This is a genomic window from Qipengyuania gaetbuli, assembly GCF_009827315.1.
Taxonomy (GTDB): Bacteria; Pseudomonadota; Alphaproteobacteria; order Sphingomonadales; family Sphingomonadaceae; genus Qipengyuania; species Qipengyuania gaetbuli.
Genome location: NZ_WTYF01000004.1, coordinates 260,097 through 278,658, shown reverse-complemented (window position 1 = coordinate 278,658; position 18,562 = coordinate 260,097). Strand labels below are relative to the sequence as shown.

17 protein-coding genes are annotated in these 18,562 nt (G+C 65.0%); 4 read left to right on the top strand and 13 right to left on the bottom strand.

Going from position 1 to position 18,562, the window contains the following annotated elements; all coding sequences use genetic code 11:
• Positions 1-4: 4 nt before the first annotated feature.
• The 9 genes from GRI42_RS03690 to GRI42_RS03650 form a co-directional block, all read right to left on the bottom strand.
• Entirely contained in the window at positions 5-1,066 is a 1,062-nt protein-coding gene (locus tag GRI42_RS03690) for a FemAB family XrtA/PEP-CTERM system-associated protein (RefSeq protein WP_160607005.1), read from the bottom strand.
• Positions 1,063-1,935 (bottom strand): XrtA system polysaccharide deacetylase, encoded by an 873-nt coding sequence (locus GRI42_RS03685; RefSeq protein ID WP_160607004.1) that lies wholly within the window; start codon positions 1,933-1,935, stop codon positions 1,063-1,065. Before GRI42_RS03685 ends, GRI42_RS03690 begins: the two co-directional genes overlap by 4 nt.
• 20 nt (positions 1,936-1,955) lie before the next feature.
• Entirely contained in the window at positions 1,956-3,152 is a 1,197-nt protein-coding gene (locus GRI42_RS03680; protein ID WP_160607003.1) for an XrtA/PEP-CTERM system-associated ATPase, read from the bottom strand.
• A gap of 13 nt (positions 3,153-3,165) precedes the next feature.
• Positions 3,166-4,800 (bottom strand): preprotein translocase subunit YajC, encoded by a 1,635-nt coding sequence (locus tag GRI42_RS03675; protein ID WP_160607002.1) that lies wholly within the window; start codon positions 4,798-4,800, stop codon positions 3,166-3,168.
• A 7-nt stretch (positions 4,801-4,807) separates the two neighbouring features.
• Positions 4,808-5,845 (bottom strand): P-loop NTPase family protein, encoded by a 1,038-nt coding sequence (locus tag GRI42_RS03670; RefSeq protein ID WP_160607001.1) that lies wholly within the window; start codon positions 5,843-5,845, stop codon positions 4,808-4,810.
• 4 nt (positions 5,846-5,849) lie between these two features.
• Positions 5,850-7,367: an XrtA system polysaccharide chain length determinant gene (locus GRI42_RS03665; RefSeq protein WP_160607000.1), complete on the bottom strand. Its 1,518-nt coding sequence runs from the start codon at positions 7,365-7,367 to the stop codon at positions 5,850-5,852.
• A 16-nt stretch (positions 7,368-7,383) separates the two neighbouring features.
• A complete protein-coding gene (locus GRI42_RS03660) occupies positions 7,384-8,025 on the bottom strand; it encodes an XrtA/PEP-CTERM system exopolysaccharide export protein (RefSeq protein WP_160606999.1) in 642 nt (213 codons plus the stop codon).
• Positions 8,026-8,185: 160 nt separating this feature from the next.
• Complete coding sequence (locus GRI42_RS03655) at positions 8,186-9,412, bottom strand: pyridoxal-dependent decarboxylase, exosortase A system-associated (RefSeq protein WP_160606998.1); 1,227 nt, start codon at positions 9,410-9,412, stop codon at positions 8,186-8,188.
• Positions 9,409-10,959: an acyl-CoA ligase (AMP-forming), exosortase A system-associated gene (locus GRI42_RS03650; protein ID WP_160606997.1), complete on the bottom strand. Its 1,551-nt coding sequence runs from the start codon at positions 10,957-10,959 to the stop codon at positions 9,409-9,411. The genes GRI42_RS03655 and GRI42_RS03650 overlap by 4 nt, the downstream gene beginning before the upstream one ends.
• Here GRI42_RS03650 and GRI42_RS03645 point away from each other — a divergent pair.
• Genes GRI42_RS03645 through GRI42_RS03630 form a run of 4 tightly spaced genes read left to right on the top strand, consistent with a single transcriptional unit; the run spans position 10,952 to position 13,728 of the window.
• Positions 10,952-11,920, top strand: a complete 969-nt coding sequence (locus tag GRI42_RS03645) for a GNAT family N-acetyltransferase (protein ID WP_325065295.1) — start codon at positions 10,952-10,954, stop codon at positions 11,918-11,920. The genes GRI42_RS03650 and GRI42_RS03645 overlap by 8 nt on opposite strands.
• A gap of 49 nt (positions 11,921-11,969) precedes the next feature.
• On the top strand, positions 11,970-12,269 hold the full coding sequence (locus GRI42_RS03640; RefSeq protein ID WP_160606996.1) for an acyl carrier protein: 300 nt from the start codon (positions 11,970-11,972) through the stop codon (positions 12,267-12,269).
• An 11-nt stretch (positions 12,270-12,280) separates the two neighbouring features.
• Positions 12,281-12,958 carry a hypothetical protein gene (locus tag GRI42_RS03635; protein ID WP_160606995.1) on the top strand — a complete coding sequence of 226 codons (678 nt, stop codon included), beginning with the start codon at positions 12,281-12,283 and terminating at the stop codon, positions 12,956-12,958.
• Complete coding sequence (locus GRI42_RS03630; RefSeq protein WP_160606994.1) at positions 12,955-13,728, top strand: hydrolase 1, exosortase A system-associated; 774 nt, start codon at positions 12,955-12,957, stop codon at positions 13,726-13,728. Before GRI42_RS03635 ends, GRI42_RS03630 begins: the two co-directional genes overlap by 4 nt.
• Here GRI42_RS03630 and GRI42_RS03625 read toward each other — a convergent pair.
• Genes GRI42_RS03625 through ilvD form a run of 4 tightly spaced genes read right to left on the bottom strand, consistent with a single transcriptional unit; the run spans position 13,725 to position 18,546 of the window.
• Complete coding sequence (locus GRI42_RS03625) at positions 13,725-14,921, bottom strand: class I SAM-dependent RNA methyltransferase (protein WP_160606993.1); 1,197 nt, start codon at positions 14,919-14,921, stop codon at positions 13,725-13,727. The two genes, GRI42_RS03630 and GRI42_RS03625, sit on opposite strands and share 4 nt — an antisense overlap.
• Positions 14,918-16,303 (bottom strand): NAD(P)H-hydrate dehydratase, encoded by a 1,386-nt coding sequence (locus GRI42_RS03620; protein WP_325065294.1) that lies wholly within the window; start codon positions 16,301-16,303, stop codon positions 14,918-14,920. The genes GRI42_RS03625 and GRI42_RS03620 overlap by 4 nt, the downstream gene beginning before the upstream one ends.
• Positions 16,296-16,652 carry a hypothetical protein gene (locus tag GRI42_RS03615; protein WP_160606992.1) on the bottom strand — a complete coding sequence of 119 codons (357 nt, stop codon included), beginning with the start codon at positions 16,650-16,652 and terminating at the stop codon, positions 16,296-16,298. Before GRI42_RS03615 ends, GRI42_RS03620 begins: the two co-directional genes overlap by 8 nt.
• A gap of 46 nt (positions 16,653-16,698) precedes the next feature.
• Positions 16,699-18,546, bottom strand: a complete 1,848-nt coding sequence (gene ilvD, locus GRI42_RS03610) for a dihydroxy-acid dehydratase (protein ID WP_160606991.1) — start codon at positions 18,544-18,546, stop codon at positions 16,699-16,701.
• Between the last annotated feature and the right edge of the window lie 16 nt (positions 18,547-18,562).

Genomic DNA, 18,562 nt, shown 5'->3' with positions numbered 1-18,562 from the left:
CGTCTCAGCCTAGCCCGCGCGCGATCCACGGACCGATGGCATTCGCCAGCGGAAGCGGCAGCTTTTTCCAGAGTTCGATCTTGGCCGAGTGGCCATCGTCAGTCGGATCGATATTGCGCGCTGCGGCGCAAGGGGCTGTCCAGGTGCGGTAAACCAGGGGCTCCGGTTCGAATCCCCAGTTCTTCTTGAAATGGTATGGACCGCTTCCGGTCTTCGAGCGACCGAAGTCGAACTTTGTCATGCCCTTGCGCCGCGCATGACACATCAGTTCGTAATACATGCGCTCGTTCGCGCGAAGGCCGCGTGCCTCGAGGCCACCGCCTCCCCAGAACGGCATCACGGCTCCGTCATGATAGAACGAGAGCACGCTGGAAACCGGCTTGCCGTGATGGTGGACGGTCAGAATGTCGGAATCTTCACCGAATGCGTCCAGCATCGCAGAAAAGAGGGACTTCGGGAAAACCGGAGTGCCGAGGTTGCGCACGCTCTCCGAGAAACAGGCAAAGTGGTGGGCCAGATCTTCAGGCCCTCGCCCGACGGTCACTGCAAGATCGTTGGCGAGGCCTTTGCGGACTTCGGCACGGGCCTTGCGCGGGATCGCGAGCAATTGTGCCTCGTCGTCACTGGCAAGATCGCTTGCGAAATTGGCGTGCCTGTCCTCGATTATGGCCCATTCCGAAGCAGCGATTGGCCCACGCAATTCAACCGTGGACGCCCCCCGGCGCACGGTCAGTTCCTCGGCGGCGCGGCACAAGGCGGCTACCTGTCCCTCGTCCTTAGAGAGAATTCCGCCGCCGACAGAAAAGCCGCTGGAGACCAGCGCCCGTCCGAACAGAGGTGAGTGGATATCAGTGAGCGGCAGCCAGCCCTGCACTACGCCGCCCTGCTCGCTCACCAGACCGAGCGCTTGCTGGCCGGTCCCGCGCTCCACGGCCTTGAGCCAGGCCGGGCGGTGGAAAATGGAACCGCGCTGGTCAGCAACGAATTCCTCTATCCGCGTCGCCTCGACAGCGTCGGAAAGGTCGGCCAGCCGGACCGTGCGCGTCATGGCGAGCGGCGCATTCACGCCGCCCAGTCCAGTGCGCGGGCCTTCTCCCGCTCGGCAAGCTCGTCCATGCGGCCCCAGGCGAATTCACCAAGCAGGTCGGTGAGCTTGCCGGCCATGCGCGACAGGTTGGTGTAGTGCCGCAACCGCGATCTCAGGGGCGCATGGGCAACACGCGGCTGGTCCGGATCGACTTCCCACGGGTGGAAATAGAAGATGGCCGGTCGCCCCTCTTCATGGTTCACCTGCCGGATCGCCCAGCGGCTGAAGCCATAGGGCAGGACGCGGAAGAACCCGCCCCCGCCTGCCGCCAATCGCCGGTTGGCGAACAGGGCGGTTGTGACCGGGATTTCGACCAGATCGCTGCCCGGCACAGGATTGAAGGCGAAGCGGGGTGCCTCACGCCAGCCGTAGTGATCGTGAACCACCGGCGCGACGCTGGAGGAATAGGCGTAGCCGTGTTCCGCCAGCACCTCGTGCGCCCAGCTATTGCGGGCATCGATCGAAAAGCTCGGAGCGCGGTAACCGGTGATCGCGCACCCGCCTGTGTCTTCGAGAATCGCACAGGCCTTGGCCAGATCGGCTGCGAATTCCTCTCGTGTGAAAGTGAATACGCGGGTGTGGTCATAGCCGTGGCTGGCCAGTTCGTGGCCGCGCTCGACGATGGCGCGCATAGCCGCCGGACTGCGCTCCGCCACCCAGCCAAGCGTGAAGAAGGTCGCCTTGACCCCGGCTTCGTCGAACAGGTCGAGAATGCGCGCGACATTGTCGCCGACGCGCAGCTGGAGCGAATCCCAGTCCTCGCGCTTCAGCGTGTTCTCGAACGCGCCGACCTGGAACCAGTCCTCCACATCGACCGAGAGGCCGTTGATTATCCTGCTGTCTGTCATCCGGCCCGCCCCCAAGCGCGTCAGGCCGCTTCGCGGGTTCCGGCCGACTCGAAATAGTCGATCATCATCGAAAGGACGTGGCGCAGCGAGCGTTCCTGTTCATCGAGGCGCGCCTCGATCGAAGCAAGCCGCTTGTCGAGGTCGGCCGGCGCCTCGTTGCCCTCTCCACGCGATCCGGCGAGCTTTTCGATTTCCCGACGCAGTGCAGCCATGTGCTTGTCGCGCTGGGCAAAGGCGCCTTCGATCGCTTCGATCTGGACGTCGAGCAGGCCCTTCTGCCGGGCTTCGACATCGGCAGCGCTGGGAGCCGGTGCCGCCTGGGTCCGCGCCTGCGCAATGGCATCGCTCGCCGGGAGGTTGCGGTCAGGCCTGACCCGCGGCGCTTCGGCAGCGGTCTCGGCGGCGGCATCGCCCGTCATTTCCTCGATCACGGCATCGAGCATATCGATCTCGAGCACCGATTGTTCTTCCAGAGCGCCCATCAGCAGCAGGCGGTTCATCACCTGGTTGACCTTGCGCGGAATGCCGCCCGTTGCCTTGTGAAGGCGCGGCCAGATCGCGGACGCGAACTCGGGATTGCCCGTCCATCCGACGTGTTCGAGCCGGTGTGCCACGTAAGGCTCCATTTCGCCCGGCTGCATCGGTTCGAGGTGGTGGGCTGCGATGACGCGCTGGCGCAGCTGCTCCAGTTCGTCCGACTGTGCCAGCAGGTGCTTGAATTCGGGCTGGCCGAGCAGCAGCGTCTGAAGCAGCGGGTGCGAACCGAGCTGGAAGTTCGACAGCATGCGCAGTTCTTCCAGCGCGCCGATCGAGAGGTTCTGCGCCTCGTCAACGATCAGCAGGACGCGGCGGCCCTGGCGTGCTTCCTCGTGCAGGAACAACTCTATTGCCGCGAGAGCGCTTGCCTTGTCCCCGCCCTCGACATCGAGACCGAAGCTGCGGGCAGCAACGTGGATCATCTCCTCGCCGTCGAGTGCGCTGGTGACGACTTCACCCACGGTCATGCGGCGATCGTCCAGCCTTTGCTTGAGATGCGCGACCAGCGTTGATTTACCCGCCCCGACCTCGCCGGTAATGACGACGAAACCCTCGCCCTGGTTCAGGCCATAACCGAGATAGCTCAGCGCCTTCTTGTGCGTGATGCTTTCGAAATAGAATGCCGGGTCCGGCGTCAGCTGGAAGGGGCGCTCGGAAAAGCCGTAGAATTCCTCGTACATGTAACGTCCCTTATCAGAAATCGTAGCGCAGGCCGAGCAGTGCGCTTGCCGCGCGCAGGTCCGCGTCGCTGACCTCGGTATCAACAGCATAGACCGAAAGTGCGGCGCGTGCCGACAGGTTCTGCCAGATGCTCTGGTAATAGGAGGCGGCGCTACCGTAAGCGAAAGTATCGCCGATCTCGCCGATGCCGCTGTCGAACCAGTTGGCAAAGGTGTTCACGCTGAAATTGCCACGCCATGCCGGCCCGCTGACGCCGGCGGTCACATAATAGCTTTCATCGACGATATCGTTGGCCACCTCGAGTATGGTGCCCGGGGCAGCGATGAACTTGCGGTTGTCGTAGCCTGCGGCGAACCCTGCGGTCATACGGCCGACTTCGCGCGTATAGCTGGCGGTCACGCCGCGGCCGCGGAAGACCGAGGAGCGGACCGAGCCGAGCAGGCCGGACAAGCAATTGGTGCCCAGCGTCGGGCTGGTGCAGCCGGTGATGTCGCCGCTGATCGGATCGCGGATCACCTCGAAATCGGTGGGCAGCGCGGCCAGGGCATTGTTCAGCCTGCCGCCAAAGCCCTGGATCGAATCGTAGACCGCGATGCCGAAGTTCGAGCGGCTGGACGGCTGCCAGGTAAAGCTGCCGTAATAGGTGTCGCTGTCGTAGCGGCGTCCGAAGGTTGCCTGCAGCTGCGTGCGGCTGCTCGGGCGCCAGATGACCCCCACGTCCCAGATCAGGCCTTCCGCCTCGTATGCGATCTGGCGCGGGCTGTTGCCGTCGACAAGGTAACGCCCGTTGGGACCGACGATAGGATTGCCGTCCGTATCGCGCAGGGCGTCACGGGAGGAGACTTCGACATCCTCCACACCGGCACCGGCGACGATAGCAAGCGTCGGCGTGACCGGAACAGTCACGTCGCCGCGCACGTAGGCATCGCGCACCCGCTGGTCGAGCGTGTCGATATCTTCCTGGTAGAAGCCCGCACCGACGCCCACTCCGACAGGGAAAGGCATATCGGGCGAAGTCGCTGCGCGGACCATGGCGGAATGTGCGACGCTCTCGTCGAACAGCTCCACGGCGTCACCGCCAAGCGTGACGAAATCGGGGCCTTCCACCCGCGTATAGCCGATGCGGTAATTCGCATCGATCTTTACGTCGTCGACGCGGGTCGAAAGCGTCGGGCCGGCATAGGCGGAATAGGTCTTCGTGACGGTATCGTCGTCACCGATAACCGGCACGAGCAGCGATCCGCCTGAACCATCCGTTCGTGTGCGGCTCGCCAGCGCGCCCGCCTCGATCTGCAAGGTACGCGGAACGATGGCCGTGTAGCCGCGCACGATGCCGGTCAGCGTGTCAGTGTCGCGCGCGTTCCCGTCCCAGGCGAAATTGCGTTCGTAGCGCAGGGCGATGGCAGCGCCGCTGTTGCGGCCGCGGATCTGTGCGTCCACCCCGGCGGCGACCTGCGTATAGGTCACGGTCTCGTCCACCGGATCGAACTGCCAGGTCACGATCTGAGAGACTTCGATGTACGGGTCGATGCGCGTGCGATCCCCTTCGCGGGACGACTCGCGCTCGTCTCCCCGGCGGTCCTGCGCGGCCACGGGGCCGGCGACGGCCAGCGCGCCTAGCGCGATCGCTGTCAGGATGCCCCGCATTGTGGGCCTACTCCCCGTAGCCGTAATAGCTGCCGAACTTGCGACCGCTGGGGCTGAAGGTCGCATCGTTGAGCAGCAGGCGGATATCGGGACAGGCCGACAGCAGGTCGATCGCGTCTTCCAGAGCCACCTGTCCGGTGCGGTCCGCGCGTGCGACCAGCAGCGCCTGGCCGACATGCTTGGCAAGCTCGCTCGCGGGCGTCGCCGCCAGTGCGGGCGGACTGTCGAATACGATCATGCGGTTCGGTGCGCCGCGGGTCAGGCGATTGAGCACTTCCCACGTCCGTTCGCTGGCGAGGTATTCGCTGTCGCGGCCTGTCCTTGCGCCGGCACCCAGCACCCACAGGCCGGGAACATCGGTGCCGAGGACATAATCCTCCACGTGAGCGGACGGATCGGCGAGGACGTCCATGAAGCCGGTCTCGCTCGACAGGCCGAGCTTCGACAGGATCGACGGCTTGCCGAAATCGGCGTCGATCAGCAGCACTTCCCCGTCGCGTTCAGACGCCATCGCCAGCGCGAGGTTCAAGGCGCAGAAGGTCTTGCCCTCGTTCGGGTGCGGCGAGCAGACGAGGACGCGGCGCGAGGCCGCCGTGCCTTCCGCCTTGGCGGTCGCCAGAACCTGCCGTTTGACGATGCGGAATTCTTCCAGCAGGCGCGACGCGCCGCCATCGGGATCGATCAGCCCCTGTTCGCGCAGCAACTCGCGCACGATTTCGTGCTTCGTCCCGGTGAATTCGACTGCGGCGGTTTCCGCGCGGCGCGGGGCCGGCTGGGACGCCGGTGCAGCAACGGGCTCTTCGGCAGGCTCCACCACGCGCGCGGCAGGCGGATCGGCCAGGGCAGGCTTTTCCTCGAAGTTGCGCTTGGTAGCGAATTTCTTCGCCTTGTCGCTGTCGAGCATGACCGGAACCGCAGCCGGAGCCAGCTTGTCGAGGCCGAAGGCGCCGCTAGCGCGTTCGAGCAGCGAAGCGCGTTCGGCCGGAGGCGTGTCGTCCTTCGCCTTGTCGGCGGGCGTGATCTTGGTGGGCTTGTTCACGCTCATCTCCTCAAGCCACCGATCCGACCTGGACGATCTCGACCACGAGCAGCAGCAAGCAGATTCCTGCCAGCGCGCCAGATCCGGCGAGGAACTGCTTGAGGCGCAGCTTTTCGTGCAGCGTGGCCTCCACGGTCATCGAGCGCGAAACGGTGCCGATGACGGGCAATTCGAGCGCCTTTTCCAGCCGTTCCGCCGTGGTGAAGCTGGACCGCAGCAATCCGAGCAGGAAAGCCACTCCCGCTCCTACGACTAGGCCCGACAGCAGCACGCCGACCAGCAGCAGCGGACGGTTCGGAGCAGCGGGCTTCTGAGGCAGAATCGGCGGATCGATCACGTCGAACTGGAACGAGCTGCGGTTGGTCTCGTAGTCGCCGCGCACCCGCATGCGTTCACGGCTCTGCAGGAGCTCGTCGTATTTTTCCTTCTGGACTTCGTAGTCACGGCTGATCCGGCTTGCCTCGGCAGCAACGGCCGGTTCGTCCGCCTGCGTGGCAATCAGCGCCGAAATATCCGACTGCAGCGCCACCTTACGCGCCTGAAGCGCTTGGACGTTGGCCTGCCGCTCCGCCCGGATCGAAACCAGCGAGCTGTAGGCGGGATTGGGCGAACCGCCGGAACCGGCAGGCTCGCGTTCCGCCTGCGAGCGCAGCGCCTCGACCTGGCGCATCTGCGCCTGCACGTCGGGGTGGCTGTTGGTGAGACCGCGCGCACGCATGCCGGAAAGCTGGGCTTCGGCCTGCATCAGCGCGCCACGTGCGCCGCCCTCTCCCGGCATCACGATGGTCCGCGGAGTACCGGCGATCTGGCCGTTGATGGCCGCGAGCGCGCTTTGCGCAGCGGCGATGTCGGCGTCGACATTGCGCATCTCGCTCCGCATGGTCTGGAGCCGCATGGCGCTTGCACCCGCACCGGCCACGGCCTCGGGGTTTGCGGCCTCGAAGGCGAGGCGGCGCTGTTCGATCGCCTCGAGCTCTTTCTTGCGCTCTTCCAGCTGCTGTTCGAGGAAAATCATGGTCTGCGCCACGTCGCCGCGATTGTCGGCAATGTTCTGTTCGCGGAACAGGTCGATCATCTGCTGGACGACTTCCTGCGCGAGCTTCGCGTTTTCCGCATCGGACAGGCTGCCCTTGCCGATGGTCGCGGTGATTTCGAACAGATTGTCCTGCTGCAGGCTGACCCGGATGTTGTCCGACAAATCCTCGACCGCGTTCTGCATCTCGAGGTCGGTCTGCACCTTGTCGCCCAGCTGGGTCGAACGGATGATCTTTTCCAGATTCGTCGCGCTGGTCAGCGTCTGGCGAACGCGGGTGATGGCCTGTTCGCCGTCGCCCGCAATCTTGAGCTCGTCACCCAGCACATCGTCCAGTTCGACGAAGATGCGCGCCCGGCTTTCGTAACTGTTGGGGATCATAGCGACCGCCAACCAGCCCAGAAGGCACACGCCCCAGGCCACCGCCAGCGCGATCCACCGGCGGTTCCAGACCGTGTGCAGCGCGCTGCGAAACTGGTCGATGATGTCCTGCATGCCCCCTTGCCCGGCCCTAGAAGGCGCTTTCCGGGATGATGATCACATCGCCCGGCTGCAAGAGCACGTTGGCATCGCTGTCGCCGCGGCGAAGCAGGTCGGTCAGGCGCAGCGCATACTCTTTCTGCGAGCCCGACTGCTTGTCGAACCGGATGAGCTTGGCGCGGTTACCGGCGGCAAATTCGCTGAGGCCGCCGACCGAAATCATCGCGTCGAGCACGGTCATGTTCGCGCGGTAAGGCAGCGACGCAGGCTTTTCCGTGGCGCCGACTATGCGGATCTGCTGGCTGAAGGTGCCCGCGAATTCGTTCACGATGACCGAAACCAGCGGTTCCTCGATATACTGGCTGAGCTGCTGGGCGATGTCCTTTTCCAGCATCGACGGCGTCTTGCCGACTGCCGGAAGGTCCTTGACCAGCGGGATGGTGATGCGCCCGTCGGGACGGACCTGGATCTTTTCCGCACCCAGTTCCGGATTGCGCCACACGTGGATGGTCAGCTCGTCGAGCGGGCCGATCACATATTCCTCGCCCGGCTGTTCCTGCAGGGCAACGAAGGTCGCGGGCGGAAGCTCGTCGGCGCCTGTCGTGGCACAGCCGCCCAGTGCCAGGCTCGCGCAAGCAAGAGCTGCGATGGCGGCAGATCGGATCGAACGCATTCGGTATTTCCCTGTTATCGAGCGCGGCTGCCGATGGGCGGTCCCGCGCAGTCATCCCAATTTCACACAGGTCATTGCCCGAAAAAGGTGAACATACTGTTAGCCATGGAGCCGCGAAGCAGCGGAATCGCTGGGATTTACCACGAAATTCGCAACTGTCTCAAATCAGGACTTCGGCAGCCGGTCCCTGGGCGAGAAATGCTGCCGGAGAGGCGCTGGCACCATAGGCTCCGGCACAGAAAACAGCGACCAGGTCACCAACCTCGGCGCGCGGCAGGTGCGCCTTGTCGGCAAGACGGTCCAGCGGGGTGCAAAGGCAGCCCACGACATTGGCGATTTCTTCGGGTTCGGCCCCGAAACGCGAGGCGATGGCTACCGGATAGTTCCGGCGCACGACCGTCCCGAAATTGCCCGATGCGGCCAGCTGGTGGTGAAGCCCGCCATCGGTCACGAGATAGACCTCGCCATGGCTTTCCTTACGATCGAGGATCCGTGTCAGGTAGACACCTGCCTCTCCCACGAGATAGCGGCCCAATTCGACAAAGAGTTCAGCCTCGGCAAGGGTTTCAGGCAGCGTTTCCAGACGCTTGGACAGTTTTTCTCCCACCTTCTCGATATCGAGCGGCGTGTCTCCGCTGAAATAGGGGACACCGAAACCGCCGCCCATGTTTAGTTTCGGCAAGGTCACGCCCGCCTCCACCGCAATCCTGTGGGCGAGGTCGAGGATATTGCCCTGCGTTTCGGCAACCGCGTCGGCGTCGAGCGCCTGGCTGCCCGTGAAGATATGCAGACCGCGCCATTCGCAACCGGCAGCGATGATCTCGCGCGCAAGCGCCGGCACGCGTTCCGCATCCACGCCGAACGGCTTGGCCCCGCCGCCCATCTTCATGCCGGAGCCCTTGAGTTCGAAATCCGGGTTTACCCTTATGGCAAGCCGGGGCGTTTTTCCGAGGCGCTCGGCAATCGCCAGCGCCCTTCTCGCCTCGTTATCGCTTTCAAGGTTGAGCGTGACACCCGCCGAAATGGCAGCCTCGAGTTCCGTGTCGCGTTTGCCGGGTCCGGCAAAGCTGATGCGCGCTCCGTCCACCCCGATCGCCTGCAACATGGCGAGTTCGCCGCCAGAGGCAATATCCAGCCCGTCGACAAGCTCCGAAATGAATTGAAGAAGCGGAGAAAAGCTGTTGGCTTTTATGGCATAATTGACGTGAACCCGGTCAGGCAAAGCCCCGCGTAGCATCGCCAACCGAGCTGCGATGAGGTCCTTTGAATAAACGAACAGTGGGCTCGCCCCCGCCGCCTCGACGAGGTCGGAGGCCTTGCGCCCTGTAATAGCGAGTTCGCCATCGATGGCTTCGAAGCCTTCCGGAATGGGGCCAAGCGGCTTCATGCGCCGATCTCCTGCTCGAGCCTTGTGCGGTCGATCTTGCCGTTCGGGTTGAGCGGCATGGTTTCGCGCCAATGATAGACATGCGGCTGCATGAAGTTGGGCAGTTCACGCGCTAGCGCACGCTTCAACTCCGCTTCCATGTCACCGGATGCATCAGGCGCAGCCCGAACCACCAGGTGGATCGCATGGCCGAGCTGGGCGTCGGGCACCCCGATCGCAACCACTTCGGCGACCAGCCCCGAAGCCAGCGCCGCGCTTTCGACCTCTTGCGGGCTGATCCGGTTGCCCGCGCTCTTGATCATGGCGTCACGGCGACCGACGAAATGGAGCAACCCCTCCGCATCGCGCCTAACGCGGTCGCCCGACCAGACGGCCGTGCCGCCATAGGTCGACGCATCCGGCGCAGGTCGGAACCGTTCGGCAGTGCGTTCCGCATCCTGCCAGTACCCCTGCGCGACGAGCGGGCCGCAATGCACCAGCTCGCCCTCTTCCTCCGGGTCGGCCACAGAGCCCTCATCGTCGATGACGAGGATCTCGGCAAAGGGGATCGCCTTGCCCATCGAGGTCGGATGAAGGTCGACAAGGTCCGGGTCGAGATAGGTCGAGCGGAATGCCTCGGTCAGTCCGTACATCGGGAACAGTCGCGCTTCGGGGAACAGGGCCCGCAGGTCGCGTACCAGTTCGACCGTGAGGGCACCCCCGCTGTTGGTCAGGCGGCGCATGGACGCCAGTGCCTCGGCAGGCCACTCCATCTCGGTCAGCTGGACCCAGAGCGGAGGGACGGCTGCCAGCGTAGTGACGCCGTGCCGGGCGCAGGCCTTCGCGACGTCACGCGGGAAGAGGTAGTCGAGCGGGACGACGCACCCGCCGGCGTACCAGGTCGAAAGCAGCTGGTTCTGCCCGTAGTCGAAACTGAGCGGCAGGACTGCAAGCGTGACGTCATCGCTGCTCATGCCCAGGTAATCGACCACCGAGACGGCACCCAGCCAGAGGTTCGCATGGCTGAGCATGACGCCCTTCGGCTTGCCCGTCGAACCGCTGGTATAGAGGATTGCCGCCAGCGCATCTGGATCGCTGTCCGACGGTCCCAGGCAGCCGGCGGCAGCTTCGGCGCTTGCGAAGACTTCGGCTTCGTCCACCGCTCGGCATCCTTGGGGAAGATCGCCGTCCTCCAGCGTCTGGAGCCGCGCCTTGGTGCCCATGAGGAGGCACGAACCGCTATCGGCCAGGATATGCGCCACCTGCGCGTGCTTCAGCAGCGGGTTTATCGGCACGTGGACAAGCCCCGCCCGAGCGGCGGCCAGCGGCAGTAGGCAGGTCAGTTCCCCTTTCGCAGCCCAGCTTGCAACGCGCGAACCCGCTTCGCACTGACCGGCCAGCCACCCGGCCAACAACGACACTCGCTCGCGCAAATCGGCAAAACTCAACACGCGGTCCTTGAGCACCAGCGCGCGCGCCTGTGCATCGCCGCGTTCCGCCAGTTGATCGAGCGGATAGGGCGTGGGATCAGGCGTGGAAGGTCCGGGCAAGGGATTACCGGTGGTCATTACGGTCAGCTATCACGACACGGCCAGCAAACTGCAAGGGGTTCGGCACGATCGCTCCGGGCCTTTCGACGGTCATGAGTGGTTCGAACTGCTCGAACAGCATGGCTGGCAGCCTGTGATCGCACTTGCCGAGGACGCCCTCGCCCTGCCCCTGACGCGTGGGCCGAAAGGGCTGGAGAGCCTGACGAACTGGTTTTCCTTCACGTGGGCTCCGGTCGGTGAAGCGGGAGAGGAAGCGACCGGCCTGCTTCGCGCGCTGGCCGCGGACCTCAAAGGCAGGACCGCCCGCGTGGACATGAGCCCCCTGGCGGGCGAGGCCCAATGGCTTGACCTGCTGGAGGAGGCATTTCGCACTTCAGGTTGGCTGGTCTTCCGCGAGAAGTGCGACGACAACCACATCTTGCTGGTGAATGGCCGAAGCTTTGACCAGTACTGGACGTCTCGCCCGGGCGAGATGCGGTCCACAGTCCTGCGAAAGTCGAAAAAGGTCCGAACTGAAATTTCATCGAGATTTGATGCTGTTGAATGGGAAACTTACCAGTCAGTCTACGAAAGGAGTTGGAAACCTACCGAACAACGCGCGGACCTGCTCGAAGCCTTCGCGCGCAGCGAAAGCGAAAAGGGGCACTATCGCCTCGGCATCGCCTATGTCGATGACGAACCGGTGGCGGCGCAGTTCTGGACCGTCGAGCGCGGCGCGGCTTACATCCACAAGCTGGCGCATCTCAAAGAGGCGGAGAACCTCTCGGCCGGGACGGTGCTGACCGCCGCGATGTTCGAGCGCGCCATCGACACGGACGGTGCCACATTAGTCGATTTCGGAACCGGCTCCGACCCTTACAAGCGCGACTGGATGGAGGAGTGCCGGCCGCGTTATCGCCTCACCTGCCTCGACCCGCGGCAAGTCGCGGCATGGCCTGCCATAGCCAAGCGCCTCTTCGGCCGCCTTGCACGCGGTTGACCACGCGGCTAAGGCGGCACCCGCTTTCAGCAGGGACACCGTAAAACGCATGGCAGAAACCGCCACCGCCGAACCGACCGGACCGAGCCGCAGCGCGATCGATGCGACGCTGCGCGCGATCCTGAGTGATGTCCTCGCGCTCGATGCTGAGCGGGTAGAGAGTTTCGACGGCGACACGGGCCTGTTCGGACACCTGCCGGAACTCGATTCCATGGCCGTGGCAACGCTGCTGACCGAAATGGAAGACCGCCTCCACATCATCATCGAAGACGACGATGTCGACGGCGAGATGCTCGAAACCTACGGCGGCCTCCTCGCTTTCGCCGAAGCGAAAACCATCGAAGGCTGAGCGCCCGCCCGATGTACGAAACCTGGCCCGCCCCGCTGCCCGAAGGTGGGACCAGCGAGGAAATGGCCCTGGTCTTCAAGGCTCAGAGCGGCAATCGCCTGCTCGTGCTGCCTCCCCTTTTCGAAGAAGCCAACAGGCTGCGCCGGCAATTGCGCGAGGTCATGCGCCTCCTGTCGCTGCGCGGTATCGCCAGCGTCCTGCCTGACCTGCCGGGCTGTAATGAAAGCCTTGCGCCACTGGGCAAGCAGACCCTCGCGGGGTGGCGGACGGCTGCAGAAGCAGCAGCGGGGCATTTCGGAGCAACCCATGTGCTGGCGGTGCGAACGTGCGCGGCGATCGCTCCGACGGAACTTCAAGGATGGCTCTACGCTCCGCAGGCGCCGGCAAGGGCCCTGACCTCGCTGGCCCGCGCGCAGAGCCTGTCCGAAGCGGAGACAGGCGTCGGGCGGCAGCCAGCAGAAGTCATCGCAGACGCACGCGAGCATGGCGGTATCGTCGCCGGCTGGAGCATGTCGGGCGAAATGGTCCGCGAGCTTGAACAAGGCACCGGAGTGCAAACCGGCGATCTAGTGGTCGTGGATCACGAGGAAATCGGCGGTTCACCACTGTGGCTGAGGGCCGAAATCGGCGAGGACGCGGATCAGGCGCAAGCCTTGGCCGACTTGCTCGCGCAGGAGCTCGCCCGGTGAAGCGGCTTCATCTTGCCTTCCACTGCAACGGACTGAACCTCGCCGGTACGCTGGACAATGCGCCGGGCACGACGGGGCTGCTGATCGTAACGGGCGGACAGGAGCCGCGCGCGGGGGCGTTCGGCTGGCAGGCCCGACTGGCGTCGGAGATCGCTGCGGCCGGTTTCCCGGTCTTTCGCTTCGACCGACGGGGGATCGGCGACAGCGACGGCGAGGATCGCGGGTTCGACAAATCGCGCGCCGACATCGCGGCAGCCCTGCGCTCATTCCGCGCGCTTGTGCCGCAGATGACCCGCGTGGTCGGCTTCGGCAATTGCGACGGCGCTTCTGCCCTCATGCTGACCGAGGGTCTCGGCTTCGATGCACTGGTCCTGAGCAACCCCTGGGCGATCGACGAAGAGGACGGCCCGCTGCCCTCGCCTGCACGGACCCGGGCGCGTTATCGCGCGAAACTCGCCGACCCCGGCGCGATCTGGCGCCTGCTCACCGGCAAGACCGATCTCGGAAAGATCAAGGCAGGCCTGAAGCAAGCGGCGAAGGGCGAGAGCGGGCCTTCGAGGCTGGCGCAGGAGTTGCAAGAGGCTCTCGGGCAGTTCGATGGCCCGGTGCGTTTCCTGCTGGCCCAGAATGACCGCACCGCACAGGCCTTTGCGGACAACTGGCCGAGTGACGAGCGCATCCGGCAGTGTCCGGGCGCCGGACATGCCTATGCCGAACTCGACGCACGCGCTTGGCTGCGAAGTCAGTTGCTGGAGGCCTTGCGCGCCTAGCGGGTGAAGAGGCTGGTCAGCTCGACGTGGGTAGACCAGCGAAACTGGCCCACGGGCCGCAGCTTCTCCAGCCTGAAGCCTGCCTCCACCAACGCCTTCGCATCGCGCGCCCAACTCGACGGATTGCAGCTGACATAGGCGACGCGGCTTACTTCGCTTGCCGCGATCTGTGCCACCTGCTCGCGCGCGCCGGCACGCGGCGGATCCAGCAAGATGGATGAAAAGCGCGAGATTTCGGCCGCCTGCAACGGATTGCGGAAGAGGTCGCGGTGCATCGCATGGACGGGTATGCCGCGCGCATTAGCCGCCGTCTTGCAGGCCAGATGTGCATCGCGTGCCGCCTCCACCGCCAGAACCTTGGCCGGACCTGCGAGCGCAAAGGCAAAGGTGCCCAGACCAGCGAACAGGTCGGCCATGGTCGCACTCTCCGCCAGCCATTCCTTCGCGTCGGCAAGCAGGACCGCCTCGCCATCGCGCGTCGGCTGGAGGAAAGCGCCGTGGGGCAAGGGAACCGCCACGCCGGCCAGCGTAATCGTCGCAGGCTCCGGCTCCCAGACGGTCTCGGCACCGTAACCCTGGTCGAGCGACAGGCGCGCAAGCCTATGGTCGCGCGCGAAATCGAGCATCACCTCGGTCGCGGCAAGGCCTTCGGTCTCGATGCCAGTGATGGCACAATCCACGCCCTGGTCCGCCAGCGTCAGGGAAATGTCCACTGGCCCGCGCCCCGCGTGGGCGGCGACCAGCTTGCGCAGCGGCGCAACCAGCGCAAACAGCGGCGGGTCGAGGATCAGGCATTCCTGCATGTCGACGATGCGGTTGCTGCGTCCCTCGCGAAACCCGATCGCGGCACCCTTGGCAGTGCGCAGGGCGTGAAGGGTCGCGCGGCGACGGGTCGCGGGCGGAGACAGGTGCGTGGGCAAGACTTCTGCGGCTGCGACCTCCTGCCCCTCGGCGGCATTCACAACCCTTTCGGTCACGAACTGGCGCAGCGCCTCTTCGTCGGCGTGTTGCAACTGGCAGCCACCGCACGTGCCGAAATGACGGCACGGAGGAGCGACATGGTGCGGCCCTGCTTCGATGGTTCCGTCGGGCAGGATGACGTCACCGGTGACGGCGCCCGCAAAATGCCTGCCGGACGCGGTGACGCCATCGCCCTTGGCGGCAATGCGCAGGATGGTTTCGGGTGCAGTCAAAGGAAGTTCTCCAGGGCGCGGTTGACCGAACTGGCCAGCTCTCCGGCCGTGAATGCCGCACCGGACAGGCGCGCAGCCTCGTGGTGCAGCCAGACCGCCTCCTCGCAGGCGCGCACCGGTTCGCCATGCCCTGCAAGGCGGGCGGCGATGATGCCTGCAAGGACGTCACCCGACCCTGCGACCGAGAGCCAACTGGACCCCGCGTCGAAGAATACCGCACTGCCCTCGCCCACGCAGATCGTGTCGGGGCCCTTGGCAAGGATGGTCATGCCGGTGACGTCGTGCAGTTTTCTCGCCCGGTCCAGCTTGTTGTCCGCCTCGACGTCGAAGCTTTTGCAGAGTGCCGCCAGTTCGCCTTCGTGCGGCGTCACGACGATGCGCGAAGTGTCGACGCCTTCGATGACGTCATGGTCAAGCAGGTGCAATGCGTCGGCATCGACCACGCAGGGCTTTCCGCTTTCGAGCGCTGCGCACAGCCTGCCGCGCGCCTCATCGCTGCGGCCGAGGCCCGGCCCGACCAGAACCGAGGAAATCCGTTCGTCCGAGAGGTTCTCGGAAAGATCGGCCTGTTCGATCACCAGTTCCGCAGGCGCATCGGGATGCGAATGGTCGCTCATGAGCTTCACGTAACCTGCCCCGGCGCGCATCGCCGCCTCGCAGGAAAGCAGCGGCGCCCCCGGCATATCGCCCGCAACGACCGCCACCAGTCCGCGGCGGTATTTGTGGCTGTCTTTCGGAGGCGCCGAGAGCCGGGGGCGCGCCGACAAGCGCGCAACTCGCCCCGCGTGAGGCAGGTTGAGCGGGACCAGCCGCTTGCTACCCATCGCTGCCATCACCGGCATCAGGAAATGCGCCTGCTTCCAAGCGCCAAGGGCCAGTGTGAGGTCGTAGTCAGGAAGCGGCCCCAAGGCTTTGCCCGTGTCGCTTTCGACGCCACTTGGAACGTCTATAGCTATTTTAAAACAATCACTTGAGGCTAGTTCTTCAAGTAATCCGGCAAATTTGCCCTCAACCCGTCGGGCAAGGCCGTAGCCGAACAGGCAGTCGACGACGACCGCGCCCTCTGGGGAACCGTCGCTGGCGACCTCGCCGCGGAATTCCGAGCGCGCTTTTCGCGCGGTGTCGGTTGCGGGTTCGAGCGGCGCGATGACCGAAACCGCGTAACCGCGTCGGCGCAGGCTTTCCGCAATGACGTATCCGTCGCCGCCATTGTTGCCCGGGCCGCACAATACGCAGGCACCGCGTCCTGCCGCGACGCGGTGGACGTAATGCGCCGCTCCCTCGCCCGCCCTGAGCATCAGTTCCCATTCGCTGGTCCCGGCGTCCATTGCAGCACGCTCTGCGGCGCGCATCTGCTCGACCGTGAGGACGGGATCAGTCACCGGCCACCGGCATATCGAAGCGGTAGCGGTCGTTGCCGATAGAGACGATGACCTTGTCACCATCGACCGTTTCGATCGAACTGTCGGCGCCATCGCGCGCGAGCAGGCCGCTATTGGTCTCGCCATATTCGAACACGCGGAAGCCGCCGTCGGGATGCTGGATTACCCGCGCTAGGGATTCCGCATCTGCAGACGGAAGAAGCGAGCACACCGGCGCGAACGTTTCAGCCCCATCGAGCGCGCATTCGACCGGTTCGCCGCCCTGATCGGCCACCTGCGGGGACGCCTCAGGCTCTCCGGAGCAGGCGCTCGCCAGCAGGAGCGGGGTCAGGCAAAGCAATCGGTGCATCGGGGCGCGCTGCCACTTCGGCGGCGCTCATGCAAGCGGCTTGCCCTCAGTCCTTCCTGATCTGGGAGACGTCGCGGATCGCCCCGCGCGCTGCCGAGGTGGTCATCGCCGCATAGGCTTCGAGCGCGGGCGACACCCGCCGGTCGCGCGGCTTCGCAGGCTTCCAGCCCTTTGCGCCCTGCGCCGCGCGGCGCTCGGCGAGCGTTTCATCTGATACGGCAAGGTTGATGGTGCGGTTGGGAATCGAGATCTCGATCAGGTCCCCGTCCTCCACCAGTCCGATCTCGCCGCGTTCTGCGGCTTCGGGAGAGACATGGCCGATCGACAGGCCTGAAGTGCCGCCCGAAAACCGCCCGTCGGTCAGCAGGGCGCAGGCTGCGCCAAGGCCCTTCGATTTGAGATAGCTGGTCGGGTAGAGCATTTCCTGCATGCCCGGCCCGCCGCGCGGCCCTTCGTAGCGGATGACCACCACGTCGCCTTCTACCACCTGCCCGGTCAGGATGGCGGTAACGGCATCGTCCTGGCTCTCGAAGACCTTGGCTGGCCCTGCGAAATCAAGGATGCTTTCGTCCACGCCCGCCGTCTTCACGATACAGCCGTCGCGGGCGATATTGCCGTACAGTACCGCCAGCCCGCCATCCTTGCTGAAAGCATGTTCGGCGCTGCGGATCACGCCGTTTTCGCGGTCGAGGTCGAGCTCTTCCCAGCGGCGCGACTGGCTGAAGGCAGTCTGTGTCGGCACGCCGCCGGGCGCCGCGGAGAAAAACTCGCGCACCTTGTTGTTCTGCGTGCGGCCGATGTCCCAATCGTCCAGCGCATCGCCCATGGTCGGGCTGTGCACGGTGGGCAGAGCGGTGTGGAGCAGCCCCGCCTTCTCCAGTTCGCCGAGGATCGCCATGATCCCCCCTGCGCGGTGAACATCCTCCATGTGGACGTCGCTCTTCGCGGGTGCGACCTTGGACAGGCACGGCACCTGGCGGCTCAGCCGGTCGATGTCCTTCATGGTGAAGTCGACGCCGGCTTCATGCGCAGCAGCAAGCAGGTGGAGCACGGTGTTGGTCGACCCGCCCATGGCGATATCGAGGCTCATCGCGTTCTCGAACGCCTCGAAGCTGGCGATCGAGCGCGGCAGGACGCTTTCGTCCTCTTCTTCGTAATATCGGCGCGCGAGCGTCACGGCGAGACGACCGGCCCGCTCGAACAGGCCCTTGCGGTCGGCATGGGTCGCGAGCGTCGAACCGTTGCCGGGCAGCGAAAGGCCCAACGCCTCGGTCAGGCAGTTCATCGAATTGGCAGTGAACATCCCGCTGCACGAACCGCAGGTCGGGCACGCGTTCTGCTCGATCGCGGTCACTTCCTCGTCCGAATAGGCTTCGTCGGCGGCAGCGACCATCGCATCGACGAGGTCGAGCGCAATCTCCTTGCCCTTCACCACGACCTTGCCCGCTTCCATCGGGCCACCGGAAACGAAGACTGCTGGAACGTTCAGCCGCAGGGCCGCCATCAGCATGCCGGGCGTGATCTTGTCGCAGTTGGAGATGCAGACCATCGCATCGGCGCAGTGCGCGTTGACCATGTATTCGACGCTGTCCGCGATCAGGTCGCGGCTGGGTAGCGAATAGAGCATCCCGTCGTGGCCCATCGCGATGCCGTCATCGACCGCAATGGTGTTGAATTCCTTGGCGACGCCGCCTGCCGCCTCGATCTGGCGTGCGACCAGCTGGCCGAGATCCTTCAGGTGGACGTGGCCCGGCACGAACTGGGTGAAGCTGTTGACCACCGCGATGATCGGCTTGCCGAAATCTTCGTCCTTCATGCCCGTGGCGCGCCACAGGCCGCGGGCGCCGGCCATGTTGCGGCCATGGGTGGTGGTGCGGGAACGGTAGGCGGGCATGGCTGGCTCTCTGGTT